The organism is Candidatus Spechtbacterales bacterium (genome assembly GCA_040879145.1).
Classification (GTDB): domain Bacteria; phylum Patescibacteriota; class Minisyncoccia; order Spechtbacterales; family 2-12-FULL-38-22; genus JAWVZY01.
Map to the genome: position 1 here is coordinate 1 of JBBDKX010000023.1, position 21,548 is coordinate 21,548.

Annotated in this window: 21 protein-coding genes, 7 tRNA genes and 1 pseudogene; 5 read left to right on the forward strand and 24 right to left on the reverse strand. The window is 43.1% G+C overall.

Annotated features, from left to right (window positions below; translation table 11 throughout):
- Positions 1 to 50: 50 nt before the first annotated feature.
- Positions 51 to 137: transfer RNA gene (locus WDZ40_02655), tRNA-Leu, on the reverse strand.
- A 336-nt stretch (positions 138 to 473) separates the two neighbouring features.
- On the opposite strand from WDZ40_02655, the gene WDZ40_02660 reads away from it, so the two are divergent.
- Positions 474 to 1,106, forward strand: coding sequence for a hypothetical protein (locus tag WDZ40_02660; GenBank protein ID MEX0877744.1), 633 nt, complete (start codon positions 474 to 476; stop codon positions 1,104 to 1,106).
- Complete coding sequence (locus tag WDZ40_02665; protein MEX0877745.1) at positions 1,103 to 2,182, forward strand: hypothetical protein; 1,080 nt, start codon at positions 1,103 to 1,105, stop codon at positions 2,180 to 2,182. Before WDZ40_02660 ends, WDZ40_02665 begins: the two co-directional genes overlap by 4 nt.
- A 64-nt stretch (positions 2,183 to 2,246) precedes the next feature.
- Here the strand turns inward: WDZ40_02665 and WDZ40_02670 are convergent, their stop codons facing one another.
- The 8 genes from WDZ40_02670 to WDZ40_02705 all read right to left on the reverse strand — a co-directional run bounded on the left by WDZ40_02670 (position 2,247) and on the right by WDZ40_02705 (position 9,512).
- Positions 2,247 to 2,705, reverse strand: a complete 459-nt coding sequence (locus WDZ40_02670) for a hypothetical protein (protein ID MEX0877746.1) — start codon at positions 2,703 to 2,705, stop codon at positions 2,247 to 2,249.
- A gap of 198 nt (positions 2,706 to 2,903) precedes the next feature.
- Positions 2,904 to 3,359 carry a hypothetical protein gene (locus WDZ40_02675; GenBank protein ID MEX0877747.1) on the reverse strand — a complete coding sequence of 152 codons (456 nt, stop codon included), beginning with the start codon at positions 3,357 to 3,359 and terminating at the stop codon, positions 2,904 to 2,906.
- Between the two features lie 129 nt (positions 3,360 to 3,488).
- Positions 3,489 to 3,857 carry a hypothetical protein gene (locus tag WDZ40_02680; GenBank protein MEX0877748.1) on the reverse strand — a complete coding sequence of 123 codons (369 nt, stop codon included), beginning with the start codon at positions 3,855 to 3,857 and terminating at the stop codon, positions 3,489 to 3,491.
- A 63-nt stretch (positions 3,858 to 3,920) separates the two neighbouring features.
- Positions 3,921 to 5,387, reverse strand: a complete 1,467-nt coding sequence (locus WDZ40_02685; GenBank protein ID MEX0877749.1) for an extracellular solute-binding protein — start codon at positions 5,385 to 5,387, stop codon at positions 3,921 to 3,923.
- A gap of 15 nt (positions 5,388 to 5,402) precedes the next feature.
- Positions 5,403 to 5,945 (reverse strand): methyltransferase domain-containing protein, encoded by a 543-nt coding sequence (locus tag WDZ40_02690; GenBank protein ID MEX0877750.1) that lies wholly within the window; start codon positions 5,943 to 5,945, stop codon positions 5,403 to 5,405.
- A 3-nt stretch (positions 5,946 to 5,948) separates the two neighbouring features.
- Complete coding sequence (gene gyrA, locus WDZ40_02695) at positions 5,949 to 8,408, reverse strand: DNA gyrase subunit A (GenBank protein ID MEX0877751.1); 2,460 nt, start codon at positions 8,406 to 8,408, stop codon at positions 5,949 to 5,951.
- An 8-nt stretch (positions 8,409 to 8,416) separates the two neighbouring features.
- Complete coding sequence (locus WDZ40_02700) at positions 8,417 to 8,614, reverse strand: hypothetical protein (protein ID MEX0877752.1); 198 nt, start codon at positions 8,612 to 8,614, stop codon at positions 8,417 to 8,419.
- A 253-nt stretch (positions 8,615 to 8,867) separates the two neighbouring features.
- Entirely contained in the window at positions 8,868 to 9,512 is a 645-nt protein-coding gene (locus tag WDZ40_02705) for an MBL fold metallo-hydrolase (GenBank protein MEX0877753.1), read from the reverse strand.
- A gap of 226 nt (positions 9,513 to 9,738) precedes the next feature.
- On the opposite strand from WDZ40_02705, the gene WDZ40_02710 reads away from it, so the two are divergent.
- The 3 genes from WDZ40_02710 to ftsH all read left to right on the forward strand — a co-directional run bounded on the left by WDZ40_02710 (position 9,739) and on the right by ftsH (position 14,064).
- Complete coding sequence (locus tag WDZ40_02710) at positions 9,739 to 10,824, forward strand: S1 RNA-binding domain-containing protein (protein MEX0877754.1); 1,086 nt, start codon at positions 9,739 to 9,741, stop codon at positions 10,822 to 10,824.
- 283 nt (positions 10,825 to 11,107) lie between these two features.
- Positions 11,108 to 11,899, forward strand: a complete 792-nt coding sequence (locus WDZ40_02715; GenBank protein ID MEX0877755.1) for a hypothetical protein — start codon at positions 11,108 to 11,110, stop codon at positions 11,897 to 11,899.
- Positions 11,900 to 12,240: 341 nt separating this feature from the next.
- Entirely contained in the window at positions 12,241 to 14,064 is a 1,824-nt protein-coding gene (ftsH, locus tag WDZ40_02720) for an ATP-dependent zinc metalloprotease FtsH (GenBank protein ID MEX0877756.1), read from the forward strand.
- A gap of 118 nt (positions 14,065 to 14,182) precedes the next feature.
- Here ftsH and WDZ40_02725 read toward each other — a convergent pair whose 3' ends face one another.
- The 15 genes and pseudogenes from WDZ40_02725 to WDZ40_02795 all read right to left on the reverse strand — a co-directional run bounded on the left by WDZ40_02725 (position 14,183) and on the right by WDZ40_02795 (position 21,464).
- Positions 14,183 to 15,019, reverse strand: a complete 837-nt coding sequence (locus WDZ40_02725) for a hypothetical protein (protein ID MEX0877757.1) — start codon at positions 15,017 to 15,019, stop codon at positions 14,183 to 14,185.
- A gap of 74 nt (positions 15,020 to 15,093) precedes the next feature.
- Positions 15,094 to 16,110 carry a tryptophan--tRNA ligase gene (gene trpS, locus WDZ40_02730; GenBank protein ID MEX0877758.1) on the reverse strand — a complete coding sequence of 339 codons (1,017 nt, stop codon included), beginning with the start codon at positions 16,108 to 16,110 and terminating at the stop codon, positions 15,094 to 15,096.
- A gap of 58 nt (positions 16,111 to 16,168) precedes the next feature.
- The gene (locus WDZ40_02735; protein MEX0877759.1) at positions 16,169 to 16,660 is read right to left on the reverse strand and encodes an NUDIX hydrolase; all 492 of its coding nucleotides are present in this window, start codon (positions 16,658 to 16,660) and stop codon (positions 16,169 to 16,171) included.
- 105 nt (positions 16,661 to 16,765) lie between these two features.
- Positions 16,766 to 17,158: an ASCH domain-containing protein gene (locus tag WDZ40_02740; protein MEX0877760.1), complete on the reverse strand. Its 393-nt coding sequence runs from the start codon at positions 17,156 to 17,158 to the stop codon at positions 16,766 to 16,768.
- A 280-nt stretch (positions 17,159 to 17,438) separates the two neighbouring features.
- Positions 17,439 to 17,510, reverse strand: a tRNA-Gly gene (locus tag WDZ40_02745).
- Positions 17,511 to 17,512: 2 nt separating this feature from the next.
- Positions 17,513 to 18,172: a hypothetical protein gene (locus tag WDZ40_02750; protein MEX0877761.1), complete on the reverse strand. Its 660-nt coding sequence runs from the start codon at positions 18,170 to 18,172 to the stop codon at positions 17,513 to 17,515.
- 72 nt (positions 18,173 to 18,244) lie between these two features.
- Positions 18,245 to 18,318, reverse strand: a tRNA-Val gene (locus tag WDZ40_02755).
- Positions 18,319 to 18,453: 135 nt separating this feature from the next.
- Positions 18,454 to 18,525 (reverse strand) — tRNA-Phe (locus WDZ40_02760).
- Between the two features lie 55 nt (positions 18,526 to 18,580).
- Positions 18,581 to 18,653 (reverse strand) — tRNA-Ile (locus WDZ40_02765).
- Between the two features lie 194 nt (positions 18,654 to 18,847).
- A tRNA-Leu gene (locus WDZ40_02770) sits at positions 18,848 to 18,930 on the reverse strand.
- The gene (locus WDZ40_02775) at positions 18,893 to 19,411 is read right to left on the reverse strand and encodes an HNH endonuclease signature motif containing protein (GenBank protein MEX0877762.1); all 519 of its coding nucleotides are present in this window, start codon (positions 19,409 to 19,411) and stop codon (positions 18,893 to 18,895) included. Before WDZ40_02775 ends, WDZ40_02770 begins: the two co-directional genes overlap by 38 nt.
- 349 nt (positions 19,412 to 19,760) lie before the next feature.
- Positions 19,761 to 20,099: pseudogene (gene rplS, locus WDZ40_02780) on the reverse strand (50S ribosomal protein L19).
- Positions 20,100 to 20,124: 25 nt separating this feature from the next.
- Positions 20,125 to 20,922, reverse strand: a complete 798-nt coding sequence (locus WDZ40_02785) for an RNA pseudouridine synthase (GenBank protein MEX0877763.1) — start codon at positions 20,920 to 20,922, stop codon at positions 20,125 to 20,127.
- Positions 20,877 to 20,948, reverse strand: a tRNA-Val gene (locus WDZ40_02790). The genes WDZ40_02785 and WDZ40_02790 overlap by 46 nt, the downstream gene beginning before the upstream one ends.
- 9 nt (positions 20,949 to 20,957) lie before the next feature.
- On the reverse strand, positions 20,958 to 21,464 hold the full coding sequence (locus WDZ40_02795; protein MEX0877764.1) for a hypothetical protein: 507 nt from the start codon (positions 21,462 to 21,464) through the stop codon (positions 20,958 to 20,960).
- Positions 21,465 to 21,548: the final 84 nt, after the last annotated feature.

The window sequence follows — 21,548 nt, forward strand, 5'->3', positions numbered from 1 at the left end:
AGCTTCTTAGAAAAAAATAAACCCGACAGCGAGCTGTCGGGTTTATTTTTTGGTGCCCAGGGAGAGATTCGAACTCTCACACCTTTACAGGCACTAGCTCCTAAGGCTAGCGTGTCTGCCAGTTCCACCACCTGGGCAAATTGTTTATATAACTTTACTGAGAAACCAGCGCGCCTGCCTGCGTACCAACCGGCACGTAAACCGGCAGGCAGGTATACCAATTTCGCCACTCGCCCAATATTCTATATTTTACACTATTTATTTATAAAAACAATCCTGGTCTGCCCCTATGGCAAGGTCGGACCTTGCCAATTGGCATTGAATCACTGTGAGAGGGTTTACAAACTATGCAATTTAGTGTATAATATAGACAGAAAAGTTGTTTAACAACTGAAAATATCTCAGAAAGGAGATAGAAAATGGACATGAAACATTTAGGAGGCGTCATCTTCGGCTCTGCTATAGCGCAAAAAGTGCTGGAAGCACTAGCAGATAAAGGTGCTAAAATTGGCGCCGAAGCAGCGGAAGAAGCGCTCAAGAAAGATGAAGAGTGGCGTGACGAGATGTACGGCCACTGGGTGCACACAAGCATAGATCCCAAGGTCTCTTCTAAAAAGCGTGAGGGTGCCAAAATCCTGATTGAGCGACACAGGCAGGCCAGTGAAAGCACCGTAAAGGGTGCTGATGCAAAGGAAACGCTGATGATGCACTCGCTTGGAAAAGCGTGGCATCATCTTAATGGAACGAAGCAAATTCGCGACAACTTCTTCTATCTTGGCTTAGGCCATATGGAAGATGACGCATTTGCGGCAGCTCTTGATGCTTTACATGATGACAAGATCCAGCAATGGATTGGAAAAATTGGTAGGGTCATTGAGGGAGCTTACGGCAAAGCTGAAGGCTGGGCTGTAAAGCTGTTCAACAGAGTACTCGACGCTTTAACAGGCGCCGAGGACCTGGGGACAGTAAGCGACAAGCTCGCTGTCATCTTCTCTGATGCCGTGCAGGCTTCAGATATCCTTGGCGGAACCGCTCTTGCGGCTACCAATAAGGGACTGGGCTTGATTGAAAAAATGGTGGATAAAATCCCCGGAGGAAGGAAATGAAAGAAGTATTCAAGGCCGCTTTTGATGCCTTCAATGAGGTCTACATAAACGGCGACAGCAAAACAGAAACCGAAGCGCGCAAAACGGCGCAAACCGCCTGGCGTGTTAGCGGCAAAATCAAAAACAAAGCCGACTACTGGCTGCGTCTTGCATCCGCAGTTGTGGGAATCTGGTTTCTTTTGGCACTTGGAGCAGCGCTCCTGCCGTTGGAATCCCTGGGTCAGGTCCTTATGGTCCTGCCACTTATTGCGATAGGAATGATATGGTTCTCACAACCTGCCATTGTTACGACACTCTTCTCCTGGGATAAAACTCGGGGAGGGGCGCAAACGGTGGCGACCATTGCCTTATTCCAGGCCTTTGCGGGCTTCGTGATTTGGCTCGTACCACTACACGCAGCACGCGAAATGACGCTGCCATTCGTATTTGTGCTTGTCATGATCGGACTCTCTTACTTATCCCTGAACAACAGGGGGGTAAGGGCTATCAGGAAATTCCTGATGGTGATTGCCATCATAATGGTGTTTGGTTTCTGGGCTGCGGAAGACAATGCCGCAACCACTGAGCCGCAGGCTCAAGAGCAAAGCACTGTAGTGGTGGTGTATGAACAACCTGTAACAACGGTTGTTCGTACACCAAGTACACCAACGTCGAAGCCGGAGAAGGTATCCCCTGCTCCGGTGGTAAACAATGAGCCGCAACCCGCGGTTCACGAGTTTCCGGAGGAAGCTCCGAGCTTCGGCATATGGGCTGAAGCAAGTCCATATGTCGCACACCCGGGTGACGTAGTGCGCATCACCGTTGTCGTGGGAAACCACGGCAGAGGAGATGCAAAAAACCCGGTGGTAACTATAGGGCTACCACAAGGACTGATCTTTGCCGAAACAGGCAAGCGTGTACAAACATGGAGCCTTGAAGACATTCCAAAAAATGTCGGAGAGCGCTCTCTTGGTGTAACGATTCTGGTGGAGTCAACGACTCCTCCAGGCGGTTACGACTTTATCGTAACTGTAACTGCTGAAAACCTGCCACAGGAGTTCAGTGTGCCACGCTCACTCGTTGTGAACGCGGCATAAATTAAATAGTACCTAAAAACCCCGTGCATCCAGCACGGGGTTTTTCTTTTGCTATTTTTACTCCTTAGCTAAAGCCGAGTATGGTTGAAGCAATGTTCGGTATCAATTTAGCAATTGAGGCAATAATCAAACCTATAATTGCCCAAAGCATAACCTTTCTTGCTTTCTCCACATTTGCTGGCTGGCTTCCCGCTGTAACAAAGAGATACGCGCCGTAAGCTATCATCAAAACAGCTATCGCTATAAGCACTGCGAATATTACGTTAGCTATCCACTTAATGAGCGCAAAGCCGCAAATTAAGGCGTTCTCTCCAGCTTGTGCGCCTGTAAGCATCAAGGAGGTGCCGGCATTTTCCCCGCCCCTGTTTGTGCCTGTTATTTGCTGAACTTCAGGCCCTGTAACACCAGCCCTAACAAGACACCGGCTTGCCGCGTCTGCTGGTATAGGAGCAAACAAGCTAACCACTAACATAAGAGCAAGACTTGCAAAAATACCCTTATTTAAATTACTTATTTTTAGCATATTGTTAATTTATTAAATTTTTATTTTTAAGACCTATATTAGTATATTAGAACAGTAAAGAATTTTTTGCAATAAAAATATCCACCCACATAAAGATTATATGTCCCATGGGTCATATAATCTTTATGAAATTAACCGCACCGCTCAAAAACAAAAACGCCCTTGCGGGCGTTTTTGTTTTTGGAATTTCTTGTAGATTTATGAAACAAGAAGCGTCTGTGCAATACCGGGGATTAATCGCGCAAGTGAAGCCACGATTAAACCAACAATAGCCCAGATAAGGAAGGTCTTTGCCCTCGTCTTCTTGTCCGGGTTGTCTCCAGCTGTAACAAAGAGGAATGCTGCATAAGCAAACAGTAATATTGCAACAGCAATAATAACTACAAACAAAATGTTTGTAATCCACTTAATCAAGCTAAAGCCACAAATAAGAGCGTTGTCTCCTGCGTTTGCTCCTGTAAGGTTAAGTGAGCTACCAGCTATAACAGTTGCAGTCTGTGCTCCACCTGTCAAAGCGTTAACTTCTCCCTCTGTAACGTCTGCTCGTACTCTACATGTAGTAGTCTGAGCAAAAGCGCCTAACGCAATAATCATTCCCAAGGCAACAAGAAGAGCAACTGCTCCGTAACCAAATCGTGATGATGTTAATGTCATAGTAAGTAAAATTAAAACTTATAACATTTATAAATGAACATAAACGACCTTTTGGAGCCCCCTGCATTCAGAAGGCGTAGTCTCCTTTTTAATAAATAAGACCTTATGTCTTATTTATTAGCAAAGAGGCTAACTAATTATAGATGATATAAGCGCCACTATACCCGCTGATAACATTATTATGAAAAACCCAAGTGTACTGTAAAAAAATATCTTACGCGCTTTTTCCCGATTACCGGGATTATTTGCACCCGTTATAATATAATAAGAACCTATCGCCACCATTAAAGTAAACATAGGTATACTTACACCCACAAGGACTCTGGTTACTCTTTGCAATATCTCCTCCAAATTATCAGATTTAATAGGATTCTCTATGGAAGTTTCCTTTGCTATAATGCTATCTAAAGGTACTAATACCATTATAGCAACAAAAAAAGTGAGTAAAGTTATGGATAAAACCCCGGAAAAGCTCAAGTTGTGCACATTTTTAAGCATATTTTTAAACATACGCGTATAATGGACCTGTCGAATTGTAGATAAAAAAGCGATTTTCATATATTAGAGTCCTATACCCAGACTATTAATCTTATTTTGGGCATTGTTTACTATTGTTGTAAGCGTTGACGCGGTACTTCCCTCCAAAACCTCGTGTATTGCCTCAATTAAAATATTTTCAACTTCAAAAGGATTTGTCTGTGCCCACGAACGGGCAGTAAGTATCTGGTTAGCAAAAACTCTCATTTCAGGATTATTTTGAAGGTCATCTATAAGAGATTTGAGCGCGGGGGGTTTATTTGTTTTTAGAAGATAATTCTTAACATTTTCTTCCTGAGCGGCAAAGCGTACAAAGTCCCATGCCGTTTCAGGATTTTCCGAGACCCTTGCAACCGCAAGCCCCCAGTAACTTCCGTAGTTTACCTTATCAAACCTGTCCGCGGGCTGAGGAGCCAGCCCTATTTTAAAATTAAGATTGGGATTTTTATCTTTTATGGTGGCGATGTGGTTTGAGTAGTTTAACATCATTGCCGCTGTCCCGTTGCTAAAAGCGTCTACATTGAAAAACCCGTCCGGATCCCATGTATAATTTTCCGAAGACGGATCAGCGAAAGATGTATAAAAAGTAAAAGCATCACGCGCGGGATAATGATTTTGTCCGTCTCTTTTTACAGGGTCATCAAAAGCAACTCTTCCAAACTGGTCGTTCATAACAGCACCCGCCTGAAGCATTAGTAGGGTTAAAATATCCACAGCATTGCTAATATTATCCCCTCCCCTTATAACTCCATGGGTATCGGCGGCGCCCAGGGCGGCACCCGAAAGCTGTATTTCACCGCCGTCGCTGCGAACCGTTATCCTGCGCGCGTAATCCACAAATTTTTCCCAAGTACCCGGAGAATTAAGAATGTTATGGCTATTAAAGTAGTCCGTATTATAGTAAAGCGCTAAGGTATCTATAAACAAAGGAAGCGCGTATATTCTGGTGTCCCCCCCCTCCTCGCGAGTAAAATCAAAGCGAACAATATCGGGGTACTCTCCTATAATTTCGGCTATATTCAGACCTGTGGTATCAGGTGCTACATAAATACTTTCCGAAACCGGTGGGCTAAGCGGTGTCAAGCGACTTTTTTCCATGCGTAGCCATGTATTTTCTATAAGGTATATATCGGGACCTTCTCCGGAAGCAAGAGCTTCAGTTATCCTGTCTCGATATGTCTTGGCGGGATCCTGGCCGGATTCCTCAATGCGCACATTTCTATACTCTATGGTCACATGCGGGTTTTGCGCCCTGTACGCTACAATTATATCCCCATAAGCCTCCTCGTTGTCCAGTGGATCCCATATTGTCAATGTTATAGGATCTACTCCGCCGGGAAGGCCGGGCCTGTTCATTATGTTAGCTATAAACCCTCCTACAATTATTAAAAGAAAGACACCTGCTGCCACACCAAAAATTATCCTGTTTCTTTGGTGTACAGGTAATCCTTTTAGTCCTCTTGCTTGTGAAAATATATCGTTAATCGCCATCTCTTTTATTCTAACCTATTTATAGAACGTAAGACCATAGTGAGAATGTCCGGTATTGAGATCTTCCCCAAAGCGGAAACTTGCCTCTTTAGCTAATTTTTTTACATCCTCCGCCGCCATCCTGTTTTTTGGACCAAGAGAAGCGTCCTTTGTCCAATCCACAACAACAAGACGTCCTTTTGGTTTTAGCACGCGATATGCCTCTTTTAAAACATTCGCCGGCTTTTTTATCTGGTGTAATATGTTGGAACAAAATACGACATCTTGCGAGCCCTCAGGTAGTTGCGTGGCGCCCTCCTCTTCCAGGTCCGCGTGTACTGTCTTTATGTGAAAAGAGCCCTCAAGTTTTATATGACCCTCAAGAACTTCCAAAACACTTCTGCGCACATCTATTGCGTATACAACACCTCCTTTACCAACCTCTCCGGCAATAGCTAAAGTCCAGTGCCCGGCACCGGACCCAAAGTCTGCAACACTCATGCCTTCTTCTATACCCAAACTTTTTACTACGGTGTAAGGGTTGAGAAACCCTGTATCATTTTTTTTACTATTTGACATATATTAAACAGTGGCCACAGAAGCAACCTTGTCTCCGGACGAAAGCTTCATTATTCTCACTCCCTGAGTAGCGCGGCCCAACTTTGGCACATTGCTTAATTTTACGCGTATCACGTGTCCTTTTGTTGATATTATTATAAGCTCTTCTTCGTTTCTTATAACACGCATGCTTACTATTTCGCCGTTTTTGGAGCCTACTTTTGCGGCCTTTATTCCCGCTCCGCCTCTTTTTTGTTTTTTAAATTGATTGAGCGCTGTCTTTTTTCCGTAACCCTCGCTCATCACAACAAGAAGCTCATTTTTGCTTTCATTGGAAGTAATAATATCTGAACCGACAACAACATCCCCTTCCTTAAGGTTAATCCCTCTCACACCCGAGGCAACGCGGCTCATGGGCCTTATGTCTTCTTCAGAAAAACGTATCGCCTGACCCTGTTTTGTGGCTAAGACAATATCATCTTTACCCCCTGATACACCAACCCAATTTAGGGCATCTTCTTTTTTAAGACGTATAGCTATAAGGCCGCTTCTGCGGACATTCTCAAAATCTTTAATTGAAGTCTTTTTAATCGTGCCCTTTTGAGTAACCATAACCAGATACTCCCCGGCTGTCTTTTTTTCATCCCGAGTAAGGGGAACTATTGCAGAAACTGACTCATCTTTTTCCAGGTCTAAAAAGTTCGCAAGCGCCTTACCTCTCGCTGTTCTCTTGGAAGAAGGAATCTCATACGCCAATGTCTGAAATACTCTACCCTTACTTGTAAAGAACAGAAGCCTGTCATGCGTAGATGCTGTAAGGAAGTGAGACACAACATCTTCTCCACGAGTTTCCATGCCAATTATTCCCTTGCCTCCCCTGTGCTGCACCTTGTATGCGCTTGGAGAAACCCGCTTTATATAACCGCCTTCGGTCATAGAGACTATGCTTTCCTCTTTTGGAATAAGGTCCTCTTCGCTGAATTCTCCCGCGGAAGACGCGAAAACCTTGGTTCTGCGCTGATCTCCATAATCATCTTTAACCTGGTTCATTTCTTTTTTAATAAGAGTCCACATTTTAGGCTCACTCTTTAAAAGCGCTTCGCACTCTTCTATAAACTTCTTCTTTTCTTTTAGTTCATCCTCCACTTTCTGTCTCTCCAGGTTTGCCAGACTGTGCAGGCGCATGTCCAAAATAGCAGTTGCCTGCTTATCTGAGAATTTAAACTTTGTCCTTAAATTCTTGTGCGCATCGGGCCTGTCTTTTGACTTTTTAATCGCGTCAATTACCTTGTCTATTATATCCAGTGCCTTTTTTAAACCTTCAAGAATGTGCGCCCTGTCTTTCGCAATCCTTAAATCGTACTGTATTCTTCTTTTTACAATCTCAAACTTGTGCTCAAGATACTTTTCAAGCACCTCTTTAAGACTTAATACCTGGGGTTGTATGCCGTCCACCAATGCAATCATGTTTAAGTGGAATGTCTTTTGAAGTTCTGTGTACTTAAATAGCTTATTTAATGTCTTCTGTCCCTGCACGTCTTTTTTCAATTCTATAATTATCCTTAAACCTTCCCTGCCACTTTCATCTCTTATATCTTTAACACCATCAAGTTTACCGTCCTGTACAAGTTGTGCCATTTTTTCAAGAAGATTGGTTTTAGTCACCTGATAAGGTATTTCTGAGATTTCAATATAATTATATTTTATGTTGCCGCGCTTTGGAGGCTCTTTTATTTCCGCCTTTGCGCGCATAACAATGGGACCCTTCCCCTGCCCATAAGCTTCCAAAATAGCTTTTTTATTATAAATTATACCTCCTGTCGGGAAATCAGGACCCTTAACAAACTGCATAAGTTCTTCCACTGTAGCTTTTTTATTGTCTATAAGATGCACTGCCGCGTCCACAACTTCAGTTAAGTTGTGGGGGGGTATATTTGTTGCCATTCCAACAGCAATACCGACAGTTCCGTTTAAAAGAAGCTGTGGAACCGCGGCGGGAAGAACCCTGGGCTCCTGCTTGGTTCCGTCATAATTTTCCATCCACTCAACAGTATCTTTGTTAATATCTCCGAGCATTAAACTGGCAAGGCGTGTCATTTTTGCCTCTGTATAACGCATAGCAGCAGCCGGGTCAGGATCAATAGATCCAAAGTTTCCCTGTCCATGAACAAGCGGGTAACGCATGCTGAAGTCCTGCGCCATGCGCACCATAGAGTCATAAATAGCCTGATCCCCATGCGGGTGGTATTTACCTATGACCTCGCCAACCACAGTTGCTGATTTCCTGAATCGGGCGCTTGAAGAAAGTCCAAGCTCATGCATCGCGTAAAGTATCCTGCGGTGTACCGGCTTAAGTCCGTCGCGAACATCCGGCAAAGCTCGAGACACGATAACACTCATAGCATAGTCCAAATAGGACTCTCGCATTTCAGTCGTAAGCTCTCTGGAGCGTATATCGTCTTTTTTAATATTTTTTTCTGCCATATTTATTATTACTCAAATTCAAGTATGTTTTTTGGGTCCCCTTTTTTAAACTCTTCTCTTGCCTCATCAAACCCTTCCGGTTTTAAATCTTGCGCATCTATACTTTTTATATTTGACCTAACCTGCATAACATAGAAAATACTCATCACAACTGCCAAGACAGACATTACAGACACAAATATTATCACTCTCTTTTTATAAGGCATAGTTTTTGTCCCGATACCGCCCGAATCTTTGATTCGCTTGCGGTATCGTGGATCCTCGACGCTATAACAAAATCAAAGATTTTGATAGCGTCGGGATTTCCTGCAGGCCTGCCTGCCAGTTTACATGCCGATTGGCAGGCAGGCAGGCAGGCTCGCAAAATAGGAATTAGGAATTAGCAGATAAGAGTTAGATTTTTAAAGCTTTTTTCTAATTCCTGTTTACTAAGTCCTAATTCCTGCGAGTAAAGCGAATTTAAATTTTCAAAACTACCACTTCCATTTTATTTTCAGGGTCGGGAAGGTCCTTCTTCTTTATTGTTAACTTTTCTTCAGCTGTCACATCTGTTTTTCCTATGGCCTTCAAAAAACCGCTTACATCATCAAGTCCCGGCTTAAGTCCTTTCAATTTATAGTGCATGGGAATTACTATCTTTGGTTCTACCTGATTAGATATATCAAGAGCTTTTTCTCCATCCACAGTAAAATTACCTCCTACAGGCACCATTAATATATCAACCTCTCCAATTACATCCAGTTGTTCCTCCGTAAGCTTGTCCTGTCCAATGTCCCCCATATGAAGAAGGTTTATATCTTCAATGGTTACAACATATATAGTATTGAGACCTCTTTCTTCACCGCCACTGTTGTCGTGGTAAGAGCGTATGCCCCTGACCCTTATGCCCCCATACTCATATTCACCGGGACCATCTACAACAAAATAGTCTCCCTTTATAGTGGAGATGTTATTATGATCGAAGTGATCGTGGGTTGTAAGCACCATTTGCGCTTCAAACTTTGGCGGCGTTAACCCTATTGATTTATCAAAAGGGTCTATAACAACCGTCAGTTGTCCGCTCTGTATTTTAAAACAAGACTGTCCGTACCAGGTAATTACCATAGTTTTTGTTTCGGCTCCGCCTCACAATCCGCCGGCTGGCGGAAGGTTTTAGGTTTTAGGTTTTAGGTGTTAGTCTAATCCCTAGAACCTAGTCCCTAACCCCTGTGAGCGAAGTGAGCGAAGCGAACTTAACTTACTCATTTTATCATTAATTTGACTCATTTACAACTTGCTTTAAGCTAATGCACCTTGCGCAAAAATAATCATTATGATAACTTATTTAAGTATGACTACAAAAATACAAAATAAATCCTTAATGAAGGATGCACTCCAAAGTAACAAGGATATGTTCCAATTACCAAGACCCGGAGATATACTAGAGGGGTCTGTTATAGGAAAGGAGTCCGGCGTTCTATACATTGACCTTGGACCCATGGGTACCGGGGTTGTATACGGAGTAGAGTATTTTAAGGTTCAGGATGAGATAAAAAAAATGCATCCGGGAGACCGGGTAACAGCAAAACTGGTACAGCTTGAAAATGAGGACGGCTACAGAGAGCTTTCCATGAAAAAGGCGGAGGAAGAAAAAAGTTGGCACTATTTGGCAGATAAACAAAAAACCCAGGAAAAGATAGAAGTTAAAGTAACTGACGCCAATAAAGGCGGGCTAATGGTAAAGGCGGGCAACCTTGTCGGGTTTATTCCCGTATCTCAGCTTGCGCCTCAAAACTATCCCCGGGTTGAGGGGGGCGATAAAAACAAGATATTACTTGAACTTAAAGAATTTATAGGAAAAACTATGGAGGTGAGTATTTTGGACATGAACCACGAAGAAGGTAGGCTTATCTTCTCCGAGCGAGCCGCGGAATCTGGCGAAATAAAGAAATCTCTTGAAAAGTATACTGCCGGCGATGTAGTAGAAGGAGAAATAACAGGTATAGTAGACTTTGGCGCGTTCATTAAATTTGACCCGATGCTTGAAGGTTTAATACATATATCCGAAATGGACTGGAGCTTAATTGAAAGCCCCGAGGATATAGTCAAAGTTGGAGACAAAATAAAAGCAAAGATTGTTGATATAGCAGCTGACGGAAGAGTATCTCTTTCACTAAAACAGCTCAAAGAAAACCCGTGGGAAGGAATAGAAGAAAGATACAAGCAGGGCGATAAACTAAAAGGTGTTGTCAGCAAGATTGCCTCTTATGGCGCACTGGTAAAAATAGAGGAAGGAATTCAAGGCCTGTTGCATGTTTCTGAGTTTGATAACGAAGAAGAAATGAGAGAAAAAGTTGAAAAAGACAAAGAGTATAATTTTGAAGTAACATCTGTAGAGCCGAGGGAATATAAGATAGCTTTGAAGTTAGCAGAATAGCGATTTTAATTGATTTAAAAGAAGACGCACCGCAAGGTGCGTTTTTTGTTTAAAGATTACGCTGATAATAGTTGATTCACACTGATGATGTAAATAATTTGCCATGGATGGGTTTATCTGTGGTTATCAGCTATTATCAGCGTAATTATGTCAAAAACAGTTGACATTTTTTTAAAAGTATGATAGTATTGTGTTACCCAAGGGCGAAGAGTTGTTTGCCCTGATGGGACAAACAGCTCTTTACCAAGCAAGTGTGGAAACGATTCAACCAAGGAGGTTGATTATGGGTACAATGAACGAAAAAGAGAAGAACGCCGTTGAGGGTCTTGAGGCTGCTCTTGAGCAGCTGAACACCCAGGGCATCGGCTCCAAAGCCGACCCGGTACCCGCGCCGAAAAAGGCGCGAGCGACCGGTGACGCCCGGCGAGAAGCACTCAAGCGAGCTGGAGAAGCTCAGAAGAGGGACGAACGTGGCGACAATGGTCGCCAAAGCCGAGACGAGCGCTTCGGCGCCGTCGCAGTGGCCGTCGCCAAGGCCGCCCTCGCCCACCGTCAGGAGGACGAGGGCGGCAAGGCTGAGGCAAACGCCAAGGCCAAGGCTGAGCTGGAAAAACTTGGAATCGCTGAGGTGGAGAACCCCTTCACAAACGGCGACTTCAAGGGCCTGGTCGGATATATCCAGGAGGCCATCCTGGATCCTATCAACAAAGTTGATGGGGAAAGAATCCCGCTGGGGAGCCTCCGTGCTCTCCAGAATGTCGTGAAGGTCCCGACCGACGAGGCGAATGGTGCGATGCACGCGTTCACCAAGCAGCGATACGACACGACAGGCCTCCTGTTGAAGGCGCAGGCGATGATCGCCGACGCCCACAACGGGTCGGAGCGAAGCATCCGCTTCAGCCCCGGTGGGCTGGACTGGGCTACCCATCAGCTCCGGCGCGTCGCCGGCGAACTCGCCGGAGGAGAGGGCTTCGACGCACAGCGTCGAGTCGCCGGTTACGAAAGCCTGGCCGACAAGGTACAAGGCCTTCGTGAAAAGGTCTTCGGCTCTGCCGAAGACACCGACGAGTCCTGATTCAAGGACTCACACGGGCACAGAGCTACTTGTAGCTCTGTGCCCGACAATTCACACAACCCCAAGAAAAAAAACCTTAACTCAGGTTAGGGAAAGCACACAACGCAAGAATCCACACTTGCCCGAGCCCTCCGACAACAGTGTCGGAGGGCTTTTGATTTTTGCTTAAAACATTAAGTTGAATATGTATATAAAATGTGTTATAAATACTTTTTGTTAAATATATGTTATAGTATAAGAAAACTCGCTTCGTTCGCAGGTATCAAGTTCTAGGGAATAGGTTGCACTGGTGTAATACCTAACACCTACTACCTAATTTGTGAGCGTAGCGAACAAAATTTATGAAAGGACTTACAAAAAACATACTTATTACAATTCTTGTTTTCACTTTAATTGCGAGCTTTGCTTCTATTTTTTATTCTGAGGGAGAAGAGGTAAAAGAGGTGTCTTTGAGCACGGTTGCGAGCCAGGCAAAAGAAGGAACAATTGAAAGCATAGCAGTAGCAAGCAACAGTCTGGAAATAACTTTAAAGGACGGCACAAAACAGACCTCGCGCAAAGAAGAGGAGACATCGCTCTCTGAAACATTGCGTAATTTTGGAGTTTCTGAAGAACAGGTCGCGGCATCCAACATTACACCTGAGGCTGAAAGCGGCGCCACTTTCTGGATAGGGATAATAGTGCCTTTCGTGCTTCCTTTTCTTATTATTGGATTTTTCCTATGGTTTATGTTGCGGGGAGCTCAAAGAGGCGCAAACCAGGCTTTCAGCTTCGGAAAATCAAAGGCAAAACTTTCAGGAGGAGCGCAAGGTAAAAAACAAAATGTAACCTTTAAAGATGTTGCCGGAGAAACTGAGGCAAAAGAAGAGCTTCTTGAAATTGTAGAGTTTTTAAAAACTCCTCAAAAATTCTTAAAAATGGGTGCCAGAATACCAAAAGGAGTTATGCTTATGGGCCCTCCGGGTACAGGAAAAACTCTTTTGGCGCGCGCTATAAGCGGCGAGGCGGGAGTTCCCTTTTACTCTATAAGCGGTTCAGAATTTGTTGAAATGTTTGTTGGAGTGGGAGCCGCGCGTGTGCGCGACCTGTTTGAGACCGCTAAAAAAAGTTCACCCGCCCTTATATTTATTGACGAGATAGATGCGGTTGGAAGACTGCGTGGAGCGGGACTTGGCGGAGGAAACGACGAACGCGAACAGACGCTTAACCAGATACTAAGCGAGATGGATGGTTTTGAGCAAGAAACAAATGTAATTATAATTGCGGCAACAAACCGCCCTGATGTACTGGACCCGGCGCTTCTTCGTCCCGGAAGATTCGACAGAAGAATTCTTATAGACCTGCCGGACCTCCAGGCGCGTGAGGAGGTGTTAAAACTGCACACAAAAGGAAAACCCCTCGCTAAGGGTGTACGTGTTAAAGAGCTTGCCGCGCGCACTCCCGGGTTTTCAGGAGCCGACCTTGCAAACCTTGTTAATGAGGCGGCAATATTTGCAACAAGGCGTAAAAAGAAGGCCATAGACCAAAAAGACCTTTACGATTCTATAGAAAAAGTAATGCTTGGACCTGAAAGAAAGGGTAAGGTCATCACTGAAGACGATAAAAAAACAGCCGCTTATCATGAAGCGGGCCACGCAGTTGTAGCAAACGAACTCCCCTACAGCGACCCCGTGCACAAAGTTTCTATTATTCCCCGTGGAAGAGCCGGCGGATACACAATGAAGATACCGGACGAGGAAAGAAGTTTTCGCACCAAGAAACAATTTGAGGCAGAACTCGCAGTTCTTCTTGGTGGATATACAGCCGAACAAATGATATTCCAAGATGTATCTACAGGAGCTTCAGATGACCTGAAAAAAGCATCCGAATTAGCGCGACGACTTGTGACCCGTTACGGAATGAGTAAGACCATAGGACCTGTTGTGTTTGGAGATAGTGAAGAGATGGTATTTTTAGGAAAAGAACTCGGGGAACAACGCAACTATTCTGATGAAATTGCCTACAAAATAGACCAGGAGGTAACTAAGTTTATTAAGGATGCTCAAACTACAGCAAAAAAAGTTATCACTCAAAACAAAACTAAACTAAAAAAACTTGCTGACCACCTAATGGCTAAAGAGAGCATAGAAAGAAAAGAGTTTGATAAGTTGATGGCTGCAGCTTAATAAACCGCTGATATAGCAGATTAGCGCTGATATTATGCGGAACTAAAACGAGCCCCTTAAAGGGGCTCGTTTTCTGCTATCCGTATTTAATCCGCTTTTATCAGCATTGATCGGCGGTTTAATTTATTTCTATTACTTCCACATAAGTCCTTCTAACGCCGAAGTTTAGGGCCTCGACTCGTGTAGGCATCCATATATCTACCTTCTCCCAATACCGTAAATTCATCCTATCTTCTACTACAAAAACCTTATCGCCGTAATATTCGGGTATTCTTATTTGAGTGCCGATAGGTAAAAAATTAGCCGCAACTATGCCATCCCTAACCCTGGTTCCGGATGCGGTTATAAAAGGGGTGCTGTCAGTCTGATCCGGTGTTGAAGAGTAAGCCGTAATGGGCACCCAGACTTTTTTAGTAATAATAAGCTCTTTTTCTTGGGGGGGCACGTTTACAACGCTATACGCGGTAGCACTTACAGTGCGGGCAGTTTTAATGGGTTCGTTTTTATACTCTATATTACTGTCCTCGTGTCCCACACCCTCGGCTTCTGTGGTTTTTGTATCTTCACTTTTTAAAATAAAACTATTTAAAGAGGTAGCGGTACCAGCCGCGGTTGCGATAGCGTAATGTGTAAATGCGACAGAAACTAAAAATACCACAACCACAGCCGCAAGGTTTGACTTAAGCTGTTCTATGTTTTTTATTTGTACACCCCGGAACTTGTTGCTTGCCTTTACTGCATAAGTATTAAACAAGTTAGCTAAGCGGAGGCGATATTGCCCCACAGACATCTGTCTGTAAGACAGATGTCGCCTTGTTACTTGCTTAAAATACAGGACAAACAAACACTGAAAATGCTCAGTTATATGCCGTAGATGTATTTTTTGTATACGAACCTCTCTATCTGCACTACCGCTTACAGGCGTGCGTCTTGAGGGCTCTTCGGATTGTTTCATAATGCAACAAAAAATTCTCCCGAGAGAGAATTTCAAGTTTTATATCATATTGGTACTAAAATGTCAATATGATTTTAGTAGTTTAGCATCATTGCCTCTTTTACCTCTTTTAAAGTACGAGATGTAGTTTCCCTCCCTTTTTCTGTGCCGTTTTTTAATATTCGCATAACTTCCGCGGGGTCCTTTGCATACTCTTCACGCCTATCTCTTATGGGCGACAAAAATTCATTAAGCACGCTCGCTAAGCGTTTTTTAAGCTCAACATCTCCAAGACCACCCTTGCGATAGTATTCTTTCAATTTTTCTACCTCTTTTTTATCCAGGGCTCCGCCTTCGGTGGAAAAGGCATCCAAATAATCAAATACTGTATTACCCTCAACTTTGCCCGGATCGTCTTTATGCACATGTCCGGGATCCGTATACATTTGCATTACTTTTTTCTCAACCTCTTTGAGATTATCTTTTAAATAAATGGCATTGCCCAAAGATTTTGACATTTTCGCCTTGCCATCTACGCCCGGGAGTCGTGTTACTTTTGTGACAACGGCTTCAGGTAAAACAAGTACATCTTTTTTATACACTCTATTGAATTTTTCAACTATCTCTCGTGTCTGCTCTATCATCGGAAACTGATCTTCCCCTACAGGTACTAAGTTTGCCTTAAATGCGGTAATATCGGCCGCCTGGCTTACAGGATACATGAAGAATCCCGCGGGCAGACTTTTTTCAAATCCCTTCTGCCTTATCTCTTCTTTTACTGTCGGGTTTCTTTGAAGGCGTGCTACTGTAACTAAATTTAAATAGTACATTGTAAGTTCAGGGAGTTCGGGAAGTTGTGATTGTAAAACTATGGTAGATTTTTCAGGGTCTATGCCTACCGCCAAATAATCCAGCATAACTTCAAGCACGTTATCGCGTACCTTTTTAGGGTTATTAGCATTATCTGTTAACGCCTGGGTATCGGCTATCATTACAAAGGTGTTGTGGTCATCCTGCATATCTACGCGCATACGCAAAGAGCCCGCGTAATGCCCGAGATGCAGCGACCCCGTGGGTCTATCTCCTGTTAAAATTGTACCTTTGTTTTTCATGTATAAATTTATATTAACATACTTAAACAAAAACCCCGCAAGCTGCGGGGTTAAAAGATCAAGCTGCAATGGAGGAAGGAATTATATCCATCTTTTCCATGAGATTTAGATCGGACTTAAAAAAATCTGACATATCCGCTATTGAGCCGAAATCAAACACTCCGACTTCTTCTCCCTCATCACCCTCTGCTTTAAGATGGGAAAAATGAGATACCTTTACAGCAAACACGTAAACCGCGTGGTTGTCCCTGTGGTCTGTCCAGGCAAGCTTAAGGTCTTCAGGCATCATCGCAATTCCGGTCTCTTCTTCTAACTCACGACTCGCGGTTTCCGGAGGGTACTCCCCCGTCTCGCTTCTTCCACCGGGAAGCTTCCAATCATTGGATCTGTTGCGCTTCTCTGTCTCGCGGACAAAAACAGCAAAACCTTCTACGTCAAAGACAATTATCTTGCACGCGTAGTCGCGAAAACCGGCTGTCTCATGGGGCCATTTTTCCTGGTCCGAGCCCTGGTACCAGTTTGCAAACGCAAATTTCTCTGAATCTTTCATATAAACCTCCTTTCTAAGGTGCTTTTTGATGTGTCAATTATACAACAACTCGTAAAAAATTGCAAGGATAAAATTAAAACCCCATAATGTGGGGTTTTAAAACGATCATTCCACTAATGTGCCCTGGACATCTGCCCACTCTATAACTGTAACCTGTGATTCCCAGTTAATATCCGAATAATACTGCTTTAGATCACTAAAAAGTTCGTTCAGGTTGCCAAAACCTTCTTTTCTCACCTCTTCAGGTGTCACATCTTTTAAGATGCAGTAACGTACCTTCGTTACTGTAGCTAATACAGCCCATGACTTCCAGTGACAGCCGAGCATAATGGTTGTATCCGGCTTATAACGCCTAAATCCTGTTCTTATGGAAACGGTTTTTTCACCGGACAGAATCATTTCGCGATCCTTATCGCCAGCTATCAAAAGGCCGTACATAGCTTCTCTCATCTCATCGGGCATTAGAACCTCCTTTAAGAGCTGCCGATAATTTATCATATTATTTTTCTACACACAATAGCCATGCCTTTCGATTCCCATCCAATCAATAACAAAATAAAACACCCCTTAAGGGGTGTTTTATTTTGTTATGAGCGGGTGAAGGGAATCGGCGTCAAGTCACTAAGCTCAAACTTCGCCTTCGGCTCGTCTTCGCTAAGTGCTTCCTGCCCGGGCTCCCTCGCTGGGCTCGGTCCGCCTTTCGATTTCCTTCACCTCCAGCCATATACCAAAAACATAAAAAGAGTGCCATTTAGGCACTCTTTTTATGTTTTAACAGAGCGGGTGAAGGGAATCGAACCCTCGTTTCATCGTTGGCAACGATGTGTAATAGCCACTATACGACACCCGCTTCTAAATTACTTCACACAACTTTTCGCGCCAACCCTGAAGTTTCAGAAATAATTCTGTATTACAAATTATAATATCAAAGGTTCCGTGCGGTAATGTATCTTTTTTATTCTTGCTCGACTTATTTGGTTTTCTGTAAGTTTTATAAAATTGCGTCAAGGGTATGCCAGAAACATTGGACCAATAACCTTCTGCTTTTTTAAAATCCAAGTGAGGATGTATGTGAATACGACCTATTAACTTATCCGTGGGTACATTACAAACTTCTCTAAAAAACTTAACTATAATTCTTATCATTTCTGGATCGCTATTAGAAAACTGCACTCCACTTCTTCTAGTTTTTGCTCCTTCTCCCCAATAAAGGGAAACACCTACTAGAAATAAATCATTTTTACTTAACTTTTTGATTTCATCTTTCGCAGAATCAATAATTCGTTGCCTTCGAGCATTTTCATTTTTTAATCGCGTCTGTCGTCGTTGTTCAACCACCTCAAAAGAGACTCTATTTTTAGATAACTTTTGTTTCTGTTTTTTTGTGAGCTCAATATCTCTAACCCACACACTCACAGAACCCTTAGCAACTCCAAGCTCTTTTGTTATTTCTCTTATAGACCAACCCTTTTTACGTAATTCTCTTGCTTTTCTTTTTTCTTCAAGTTTCATAATTGAACCATAAAATTATATATATTTTATTATATCACAATGGTTCAATTATGTATTGTGGAAAAAACTAAGTGGGCGGTGAGGGACTCGAACCCCCGACTTTCTGCGTGTAAAGCAGACGCTCTAGCCAACTGAGCTAACCGCCCTCTCCTTCGCTCAGAAGATATCTGAGCTACGGATGAGCAGGCAACTATTTTAAACAACTGCTTGCCCTTCCGAAGCCCGAATATGATGAAGGGCGTAGGAGGGAGTTATGCGCCCAAAAAATTTTCAATTTTGTGTGCCTAGGGAGGGAATTGAACCCCCGACACAAGGCTCTTCAGGCCTCTGCTCTACCCCTGAGCTACCTAGGCAGTGTAAAACATCCGCTCCGCCAAATAAGTTTCAGTCATTAATTAGAGGACTATGTGCGCCTGGATGGATTTGAACCATCGACCCCAGCTTTATAAGAGCTGTGCTCTAACCCCTGAGCTACAGGCGCATATGTTTTTATTTTTATCTCTCTGCCTTTTATAAGAGCTGTGCTCTAACCCCTGAGCTACAGGCGCTCTCCTTCGCTCAGAAGATATCTGAGCTACGGATGAGCAGGCAATTATTTTAAACAACTACTTGCCCTTCCGAAGCCCGAATATGATGAAGGGCGTAGGAGGGAGCTATGCGCCCATGTATACCATGTGGGGACGGTGGGAATCGAACCCACATGCCATAAGGCACGAAATTTTAAGTTTCGCGCGTATACCTAGTTCCGCCACGTCCCCTTTGTTTATTTTTGCCACTATTTAATGCTCGATGTGTTGGTTGTAAACTGTGGCAATTGGGGCATAAAATCCTTAAATTCTTCAATCTATTATCATTTTTATCACCATTAATATGGTCTAATTCAACAGGAATGCGCCCATCTACGGATCTTTGCGCCCACCCGCATAACTCACACTTCGTTTTTTTCAATCCTTCAGAAAATAATCTCTTCTTTAATTTGTAACTTTGATAAGTGCTATTTTTAACCAAAATTTCTTCTATTGGCTTCGGGGGATTCATCCTAAACTTTAATCCCACATTCCATCCTCGTCCTGTAAAGTGCAAGGTATTTAACCCCAACTCTTTAATATATTTATTTATTTGATCATAATTTCCTCCTGCAGGCTTAAGGCCCAAGCGTTGTATCACCTGCCTTACACTAAAAGATTCTTCAACCGCAACGCGTAATTGATCATTATTCCATTTTCGTGGCTTGCTCATTACACTTATTATACCACGAAATGGTACACACAATAATAATTTTTTACTTAGTGTCTTCCATTTCCCCTTCTTTTTTATCTTTAGTTTCTTCTTTACTTTCCTCCTCCTTCGCTAAAGCTTCGGAGGATAAATCTTTTGGCTCCTCCGCCTTCTCCTCTTCTTTGTTTTCTGCTTCCTCGGCTGCAGTATCTTCTGTCTTCGACTCCTCTTGAATTTCAGAGGTTTCTTCTTTCAACTGCTCACTGTTCTCTGTTTCTTGCCCGCCCGCCTCTACTTCGTCTCGCGATGTCGGGCTGGGTTCACTAATTTCTGTTCCACCCATATCAAAGATAAGATTTTGAAGTTTTGTCTTTCTCTTCTTGGTCTTTTTACCTACCTGCCCCCTAATATAGTAAAGTTTAGCTCTTCTAACTTTTTCCTGGCGAAGAATCTCTATTTTCTCTATTGCGGGCATGTGTAAAGGAAATATTCTTTCAACACCTACTCCTCCGGCGCCTATTTTTCTTACCGTAAAAGTTCCGCTTAAACCGCTCCCGTGCTTAACCGCAATAACAAGTCCCTCAAACACCTGGACTCTTTCTTTGTCCCCTTCTTTTATCCTCTCGTGAACACGAACAACTTGTCCGGCGCGAAGATTTGGAACATTCTTTTTTGATAAATTTTTTGTAACCTCTTGTAAATTATTCATAACGCGTATAAGTATAACATAATAATTATGCTATATCAATGCTATTTATAAAATTTGTAAGTACTTTAGGCATTTCTGCCCCAAACTCAAGAACTGTTCCGCCCGGCATAGGTATTTGCAAAAAATACGCATGTAGAAACAATCTGTTCAGCTCAATCGGACACTCCTTTTTCTTTCCGTATATCCTATCGCATACCAGTGGATGCCCAACAGATGCCATGTGTACTCTTATTTGATGCGTTCTGCCTGTTTTGGGTTTAACACTCAGTAAAGAGTATTCTTTATAGTTTTTTACAACTTCCCAAAAAGTTAGAGCATCACGTATTTTTGAGGGCTCTGCCTGACTATACTCCTCCACTGTTATCTTCTTACCGGAAATACTCGCTATCTCTTTCTCTATCTTGCCCTTATCGGTTTTTGGTTCTCCCCACACAAGGGCATAATACTTTTTTTCTATTCTGCGTTCCTGGAATAACTTCTTTAAAATCTCAAATGAATTTTGAGTTCTTGCAACAACAAGCAACCCCGAAGTTTCTCTATCTAATCTATGTACAATACCCGATCTTTGAATCTCCTGCCCTTCCACAGCATTGTGTAAAGGGGGGTCCCCTACTCCCCGGATTTCCGGATATTTATCCAAAATCCAATCAACAAGAGTTTTTTCTCTTTTGTTTTGAGGTTCTCGAAGAATTTTGGGAGTCGTATGCACCAACAACCCTGACGGCTTATTTATAACAATCAGATCTTCCGATTCGTAAATTATTTCAATGTCCATAGTGGGCGGTACAGGATTTGAACCTGTGACCCCTTGCGTGTCGAGCAAGTGCTCTGCCACTGAGCTAACCGCCCATTAAGGTTTTAATTTTCTATAATCTCTATATTATTTAAAGCTAAATCATTATAGTGAACCTCTACAATAAATAAGGATTTGGCCACATGCTCCGAACGCCAACCCATTGAGGCCTCAGGCGCTCCGGCTTTCGGCTGAAAATTAGTTTTGTCAAAAACATAAACATATCCAACAGCATCTTTTGCAGATTTCAACGCCCCACTGGAAGCTCGAAAATGTAAATTGCCTTTTCCGTCTGATTCAAAGCCTGTTTTATCTTTCCTTACCAATGCTCTAAAAATAGCAATATCAGCATAAGGCGATGCCACAACCGCAGGAGGACCGTCTTCTTGGGGTTCCTCGCCCTCTTTATAGTTATGTGCCTGACGAGGCTCAAGTTCCTCAATATCTCCTACCGGCGAACCGTGAAATACATACTTACCCATCTTTTCTAACTCATGCAATTTTTTACTTCCTTCCTTCCCTCCTTCACTTTCCTGTTCTGAATAAAATTCAGTGTTAAAAATTTTTTTCATAAAACTTTAAGCTTTGTAGCATTAACTTTGTGCGCAGGAGAGGACTTGAACCTCCACGCCCTAATGGACACTAGCCCCTCAAGC